Here is a 6,279-nt window from a genome sequence, read left to right on the forward strand (position 1 = left end):
GGGGGTGCCGCCGGCCGCTGGCCGCGCGCTGGAGCTCGGGTGGTCAGCCGCTGGTGGCGTAGGTGGCGGTCAGCTCGGCCCTGGCGAGGGTGTGGAACGCGAGGTTGAAGGACACCACCGCGAGGCTGGCCTCCCGGTCGACCTCCAGCCGGGGGACGTCGATGGCGTGCACCACGAAGTAGTAGCGGTGCGGGTGGTCGCCGGCCGGCGGCGCGGCACCGGTGAAGCCGTGCCCTCCGAGGTCGTTGCGCACGTGGAAGGCGCCCGCTGGCAGGCTGTCGTCGGAGGAACCCGCGCCGGCCGGGAGTTCGGTGACGTCGGCGGGCAGGTTCACCACGCCCCAGTGCCAGAACCCGGAGGGTGTCGGGGCGTCCGGGTCGAAGCACGTCACGACGAAGCCGCGCGTCTCGGCGGGGAACCCCTGCCAGCTCAGCTGGGGCGAGGTGTCGCCGTGCGCGGCCACCTGCGCGTCGGGCAGGGTCTCGCCGTGCCGGACGTCGGAGCTGGTGACGGTGAACGAACCGACCTCGGGCAGCAGGCGGTAGGGGTCGGGTGCGACGGGGCGGTCCAGGCCCATGTCAGGTGGTCCTTCCTCGTTGTCCGATGTGGCCGTCGGGCGGTCCTCCTCGACCGCCGGGCCCACCACCGCCGGCGAGGTCCGGGCTCGCCGGGTCGCCCAGGTGTCCTCGGCGCGGGGTGGTGGGTCCACAAACGACTGTAGTCAGGGCGGGACCGGCGGGCCGTTCGGGCGAGTTCGTCCCCCGTGGAGGCCGCCCGCCGGGACGTCCCACCACCACCGCCCGGTCCGTCCCCCGGTGGTGAGCCGGCGGGCGCCGGTGACAGGATGGTGATCAGACGGCGCCGGTCCGGCTCCGGTGCCCGGGCACGACGAGGGGCACGGTCGAGATCATGGGACAGGTCAGGGCAGAGGTGAGCCGCGAGTTCGACAGGCCGGCCACCCAGGTCTACGCGGCGATGGCGGACTACGAGGACTCGCGGAGCAGGGTGCTCACCGAGAACTACACCGAGTACGAGGTGCTCAGCGGCGGCCGGGGTGAGGGAACGCGGGTCCGGTGGAAGCTCCAGGCGACGAAGAGCAGGGTGCGGGACTGCGTCATGCACGTCACCACCCCGCGCGAGACCCAGCTGGTGGAGTCGGACGAGAACTCCACGCTGGTGACCACCTGGACGGTCGTCGACCTCGGTGACGACCGCAGCCGGGTGACCGGTGTGACGACCTGGGAGGGCGCTGGCGGCGTCAAGGGCTTCTTCGAGCGGATCTTCGCTCCCCTGGGGCTGCGGAAGATCCACCAGCGGCTGTTGGACAACGTGGCGGGTTCCTTGTCCTGACGCGCCACCCGGGCGGACGGTGCACGCGCACCGAGCCGTCGGGAACCGGCGGACGGCCCCGGCCGAGGAGCCCGCGCGCCACTCGGTCCGGGGTCCGGGGCCCGGGGGCACGGCGGCCAGGGCCGGTTCCCGGAGGCGGCGCCTGGTGGGGCGGAGCGGTCGCCACGAGCGAACCCGGGGCGTGATGGCGCGCGCCCCGGTGCCCGCCCGGGCCGACCGGATTCGGGCACGAGCGGCGCGGTGGACGGTTAGCGTGGGGGCACCGGACCACGGCTGAGGGGACCCGACGATGGCCACCGACGAGATCGACCACGGCGAGCACGCGCACCGCGTCCGCTTCCCCGGAATCAGCCCGCGCGCCTACGAGCACCCGGCTGACCGGGGCGCGCTGGCGACCCTGCGGGCGGTACCGCCCTTCGCCGCCGTGCTGCGGGCGGTGAACGGCATGACCGGGGAACGCAGTGAACGGTTGCTCTCGCTGGCCTCCCACATCAGGGTCTCCGAATCGCAGTTCCCGGAGATCCAGGCGCTGCGGCTGGAGTGCGCGTCCACTCTCGACCTGCCGGAGGTGCCGGAGGTGTTCGTCGCCCGCGACCCCCGGCCGAACGCCGAGTGCGTCGGGATGGACCGGCCCTTCATCGTGCTCACGAGCGGGCTCGTGGAGCTCATGGACACCGCGTCGCTGCGGTTCGCCATCGGACACGAGATGGGGCACGCGCTGTCGGGGCACGCCGTCTACCGGACGCTGATGAACCGGCTCCAGTCGATCATGGCCGGGATGGGCTGGATGCCGGTGGGTTACTGGGGCATCCGCGCGGTCCTCTTCGCGCTGGCCGACTGGTACCGCAGGTCGGAACTGTCCTGCGACCGGGCGGGCCTGCTCTGCGCGCAGGACGCGGGTGCGGCGCTGCGCGCCCACATGATCATGGCGGGGGCGACCGACCCGGACCGCGTGGACACCGCCGAGTTCCTCCGCCAGGCCCGGGACTACGACGGGGTCGAGTCGTTGTGGGACAGCCTGCTGAAACTGCGCCAGCTGGAGATGCGCACCCATCCGCTGGCTGTCGTCCGCGCGGCCGAACTCCAGCGGTGGGCCGCCGGGGAGGAGTACCGGTCGATCCTGTCGGGTGACTACCCGCGCCGGGAGACCGACGACCCCGCTGCGGACTGGCGGTCGGACATCAGGAAGGGCGCCCGGTCCTACACCGAGTCGCTGGCCCGGTCGACGGATCCGCTCGCGCGACTGGCCAACGAGGTCGGGGGCGCGGTGAGCGGCGTGGCGAGCCGGTTCTGGGAGCGCTTCGGGGGAGCACCCACGGGCGGGGCCCGGGGCGGGGACGACCCGGCGGGCCCGTCGGCGGGAGCGGAGGGCACCCGGGACCAGGAGCCTGGTACGTCCTGACCGCCCGGGCGCCGAGCGCCCACCCCCGGCCGGCGGAACGGCGGCGCCGTGGCGGACACGGTCGGTGGGGTCCCGCGCGGCTGATCCGGGCACGTGGATCACCTGCCCGGATGATCTCGGTGGTCCCCACTTGTCCGGTTCACCCCCTCGGGGTTGCCTGGAGGTCGGACCCGACCGGAAGGGGCAACCGATGCGTGGGCGCGGAGGAGACCAACGCGGTCGTACCAGGAGGGTCACCGGGCTGGTGCTGGCCGGGATCGCGCTCGCCGGGGTGCTGGTGGCGGCCGCGCCGGTGGAGGGGACGAGGGCTGAACGCGGGACGACCGGGCCCCGGACCGACGTCGTGGGTGGTGAGCCCGTGCTGGTCGACGACTACCCCTGGGCGGTTCACCTGACCACGCACAACGGGGTGGTGTTCTGCGGTGGCGCGCTCGTGGCGGCCGACCGGGTCGTCACCGCCGCGCACTGCCTGCTCGGTGCCAGCACCGAGCGGTTGCGGGTCGTGGTGGGGCGGACGGACAGCGGTGGCACCGAGGGTGAGAGCCTGCCGGTCGACGGGCTGTGGGTGCACCCCGAGTTCACCACCGCCGTCCGAGGGGATGACGTCGGTCTGCTGCGACTGGCCTCCCCGGTCGACCGGTCCACGATCGCGGTGGCCGGCCCGTCCGACACCGCCCCCTACCGTCCCGGGACCTCGGCGGAGGTCGTGGGCTGGGGCGCGGCGGAGGAGGGCGAGCAGCCCGGCGGGCCACTGCGCCGGGTGGTGGTGACGACGGTGCCGACCGGGGACTGCGCGACGAGGCACCCGGAGGTGGACGGCGACCGGATGGTCTGCGCGGAGGACGAGGCGGGCCGTGCCGGCTTCTGCCAGGGCGACTCGGGCGCGCCGCTGGTCGCCGACGGCCTGCTGCTGGGTGTCGCCTCGTTCTCGGAGGGGTGCGCCTCCGTGGCAGCGGGCGTGCACACCCGGCTGTCCCACCACCGCGACACCCTCGACGCGGTGGAGGACTGGAGCCGTGAGGTGGAGGGGGCGGCCGGCTCCTGAGCGGGTCGTGTGGTCAGCCCACGACCAGACCAACCGAGAGGACCATGAACACGCCGGCGCAGACGGCGTCGAGACCGGCGGTGACCCGGGGCCGTCGCAACCGCTCCGAGAGCAGTCCGGCCGCCAGCACGATGCACAGTTCCAGGACCACCGCCACCGCCAGCAGCACGACGCCGAGGATCGCGAGCTGGAGCGTGGTGTTCTGCGCCGAGCCCATGAACTGGGGCAACAGGGCGAGGGTGAACAACAGCATCTTCGGGTTGGTCAGGTTGGTCAGCAGCCCCCGCAGGTAGGGGTGGCTGGTCTGGGTCGGTGGGGGAGCGTCCTCCGGTGCCTGGCCACCGCCAGGGGTCGTCCGGCGGCGGAGCAGCCCGAGGAGGATCGACACCGCCAGGTAGGCGAGGTATCCGGCGCCCAGCCACCGGAGGGCGGTCAGCGCCGTCTCGTGGCGTGCCACCAGCAGCCCGACGCCCGACACCACGAGCGCGATGTGCAGCGTGACGGCCGTGTGGATGCCCGCGAGCGTTGCCAGGCCAGCCCGGGTCCCAGCCAGCACCGAGGTTCGGAGCAGGAGGAAGACGTCCACTCCCGGGGTGAGGACGAAGACCGCGGTGGCGAGCAGGAACGCCGGCAGTACCGAGGCATCCCACGACATTGAACAGCTCCTTGTTGGACGATCTAGTGATCGGGCGCACACTTGCAGGAAGAATTCCTGTGCTTTTGCAGGTTAACACGACAATATTTCCCGATTGAGGGGTGTGGTTCCGCGGGGGCCCTGCGGAGAGCGCCTGGTTCGCTACGCTGAGTGCCCTACTGGTGTCCGACGAAAGGAGCAGCAGTGCTGCGCTCTCCAGTCCAGTCGCGCCGCGGGAGGTCGTGGCTGCGGGGCCTCACCTCGTCCCTCGTGCTCGCCCTGGTCGCCGCTCCGGGACTGGCCGCCCCGGCGGCCGCGGTCGACGAACCGGACGCCCCGCCCGCCCAGGCCCGGATCGTCGGCGGGACGAACGCCACCACCGAGCAGTACCCGTGGGCCGTCACGCTCCTCAACGGCGAGGGCAAGCAGTTCTGCGGCGGAGCGCTGGTCGCCCAGGACAAGGTCGTCACCGCCGCCCACTGCGTCGCGGAGACCCGGTCGGGCAAGGTGACCACCCGTGCTCCGGCCACCCTGCGCGTGGTGGCGGGCCGCACCGATCTCCGCACCGGGGACGGGCACGACGTGGGCGTGAGCCGGGTGTGGATCCACCCCGACTACGTCTCCTTCACCCAGGGCGAGGACATCGGCGTCCTCACCCTGAGCGAACCGCTGCCCTACCGGACGCTGCCCGTGGTCGAACGGGACGGCCAGTCCCACTACCGCGCCGGGACCGAGGCCAGGGTCATGGGCTGGGGCCGCACCAGCGAGAACGGCGCCAGCGCGAGCGTCCTCCAGGAGGTGGTCGTTCCCCTGGTCACCGATGCGGACTGCGCCGGCGCCTACACCCAGTTCACCGCCCCGCAGATGGTCTGCGCCGGCTACCCGGAGGGCGGCCGGGACGCGTGCGCGGGCGATTCCGGAGGCCCGTTGGTCGTGGGTGGCCGCCTGGTCGGGCTGGTGTCCTTCGGGGACGGGTGCGCCAGGGCCGGTAAACCCGGCGTGTACACCCGGGTACTGACCTACCGGGACGCACTGCTCGCGCAGCTGGGCCGCTGACGGGCTGTGCTATGCAGGGCACATGCCCAGCACGTCCGACCACCGCCCCGAGTACGTCCAGCACGTCGCCAGCGGTGACCAGCTGACCCCGAACCAGCTCTACCGGCTCCTCCAGCTCCGGGTACAGGTGTTCGTCGTGGAACAGGAGTGCCCGTACCCGGAGCTGGACGGCCGCGACCTCGCCCCGACCACCCGGCACCTGTGGTGCACCGAAGCGGGGGACGACACCCCGCTGGCCTGCCTCCGCCTGCTGGAGGAGGACGGGTCGGTGCGGATCGGTCGCGTCTGCACCGCGCTGTCGGCCCGGGGCACCGGGCAGGGCCGCCGGATGATGACCGCGGCGTTGGCCGAGGTTGGCGACCGCGACACCGTCCTCGACGCCCAAACCCAGGCCAGGGGCTTCTACGCCGCGTTCGGCTACGCGCAGTGCGGCCCCGAGTACCTGGAGGACGGCATCCCGCACGTCCCGATGCGCAGGCCCGCCACGCCCACCCGGACCGGCGTCCCGGTCTGAACCAGACCACACCGGCGGCCGGGAGACCCCGCGCTCACCTCCCGGGCACGTCCCTGACCGCCGCGCTCACGGCGGCGACGGCCCTGCCGACGTCCGCCGGTGTCAGATCGGCCCGGGCGCTCAACCGGAGTCGGGACTCCCCGTCGGGCACCGACGGTGGCCGGAAACACCCCACGGCCACCCCCGCCTCCCGGCACCGCTCCGCCCAGGCCACGGCCGCCGCCGGGCTGGGCGCGCGGACCGACACCACGGCCCCGGCCGGCGTGCTGGCCGCCAGT

The 6,279-nt window shown here is 73.4% G+C and carries 7 protein-coding genes and 1 pseudogene; 5 read left to right on the forward strand and 3 right to left on the reverse strand.

Features of this window, described 5'->3' with window-relative positions; genetic code table 11:
* Window positions 1-43 precede the first annotated feature (43 nt).
* Complete coding sequence (locus ACTIDRAF_RS0220955) at window positions 44-577, reverse strand: YbhB/YbcL family Raf kinase inhibitor-like protein (protein ID WP_026066345.1); 534 nt, start codon at window positions 575-577, stop codon at window positions 44-46.
* Between the two features lie 332 nt (window positions 578-909).
* Between ACTIDRAF_RS0220955 and ACTIDRAF_RS0220960 the strand changes: the two genes are divergently transcribed.
* The 3 genes from ACTIDRAF_RS0220960 to ACTIDRAF_RS30245 all read left to right on the forward strand — a co-directional run bounded on the left by ACTIDRAF_RS0220960 (window position 910) and on the right by ACTIDRAF_RS30245 (window position 3,797).
* On the forward strand, window positions 910-1,350 hold the full coding sequence (locus ACTIDRAF_RS0220960; RefSeq protein ID WP_052168919.1) for an SRPBCC family protein: 441 nt from the start codon (window positions 910-912) through the stop codon (window positions 1,348-1,350).
* 289 nt (window positions 1,351-1,639) lie between these two features.
* Window positions 1,640-2,752, forward strand: a complete 1,113-nt coding sequence (locus ACTIDRAF_RS0220965) for a M48 family metallopeptidase (protein WP_016700681.1) — start codon at window positions 1,640-1,642, stop codon at window positions 2,750-2,752.
* Window positions 2,753-2,942: 190 nt separating this feature from the next.
* Entirely contained in the window at window positions 2,943-3,797 is an 855-nt protein-coding gene (locus ACTIDRAF_RS30245) for a S1 family peptidase (protein ID WP_083886538.1), read from the forward strand.
* A gap of 13 nt (window positions 3,798-3,810) precedes the next feature.
* Here the strand turns inward: ACTIDRAF_RS30245 and ACTIDRAF_RS0220975 are convergent, their stop codons facing one another.
* Window positions 3,811-4,452 carry a LysE family translocator gene (locus ACTIDRAF_RS0220975; protein WP_016700683.1) on the reverse strand — a complete coding sequence of 214 codons (642 nt, stop codon included), beginning with the start codon at window positions 4,450-4,452 and terminating at the stop codon, window positions 3,811-3,813.
* Between the two features lie 183 nt (window positions 4,453-4,635).
* On the opposite strand from ACTIDRAF_RS0220975, the gene ACTIDRAF_RS0220980 reads away from it, so the two are divergent.
* Both ACTIDRAF_RS0220980 and ACTIDRAF_RS30250 read left to right on the forward strand, forming a co-directional pair.
* Window positions 4,636-5,487 (forward strand): S1 family peptidase, encoded by an 852-nt coding sequence (locus tag ACTIDRAF_RS0220980; RefSeq protein ID WP_016700684.1) that lies wholly within the window; start codon window positions 4,636-4,638, stop codon window positions 5,485-5,487.
* 22 nt (window positions 5,488-5,509) lie between these two features.
* Entirely contained in the window at window positions 5,510-6,001 is a 492-nt protein-coding gene (locus tag ACTIDRAF_RS30250) for a GNAT family N-acetyltransferase (RefSeq protein ID WP_016700685.1), read from the forward strand.
* A gap of 34 nt (window positions 6,002-6,035) precedes the next feature.
* Here ACTIDRAF_RS30250 and ACTIDRAF_RS0220990 read toward each other — a convergent pair.
* Window positions 6,036-6,279: pseudogene (locus tag ACTIDRAF_RS0220990) on the reverse strand (8-amino-7-oxononanoate synthase); the annotation flags it as partial.

Origin of the sequence: Actinoalloteichus spitiensis RMV-1378, assembly GCF_000239155.1 — a bacterium.
GTDB classification, from domain to species: domain Bacteria; phylum Actinomycetota; class Actinomycetes; order Mycobacteriales; family Pseudonocardiaceae; genus Actinoalloteichus_B; species Actinoalloteichus_B spitiensis.

Excerpts from the sequence above, each read along its gene's own strand:
- ACTIDRAF_RS0220965 (WP_016700681.1), top strand. The coding sequence starts at position 1,640 with ATGGCCACCGACGAGATCGACCACGGCGAGCACGCGCACCGCGTCCGC.
- ACTIDRAF_RS0220955 (WP_026066345.1), bottom strand. The coding sequence starts at position 577 with ATGGGCCTGGACCGCCCCGTCGCACCCGACCCCTACCGCCTGCTGCCC.
- ACTIDRAF_RS30245 (WP_083886538.1), top strand. The coding sequence starts at position 2,943 with ATGCGTGGGCGCGGAGGAGACCAACGCGGTCGTACCAGGAGGGTCACC.
- ACTIDRAF_RS30250 (WP_016700685.1), top strand. The coding sequence starts at position 5,510 with ATGCCCAGCACGTCCGACCACCGCCCCGAGTACGTCCAGCACGTCGCC.
- ACTIDRAF_RS0220960 (WP_052168919.1), top strand. The coding sequence starts at position 910 with ATGGGACAGGTCAGGGCAGAGGTGAGCCGCGAGTTCGACAGGCCGGCC.
- ACTIDRAF_RS0220975 (WP_016700683.1), bottom strand. The coding sequence starts at position 4,452 with ATGTCGTGGGATGCCTCGGTACTGCCGGCGTTCCTGCTCGCCACCGCG.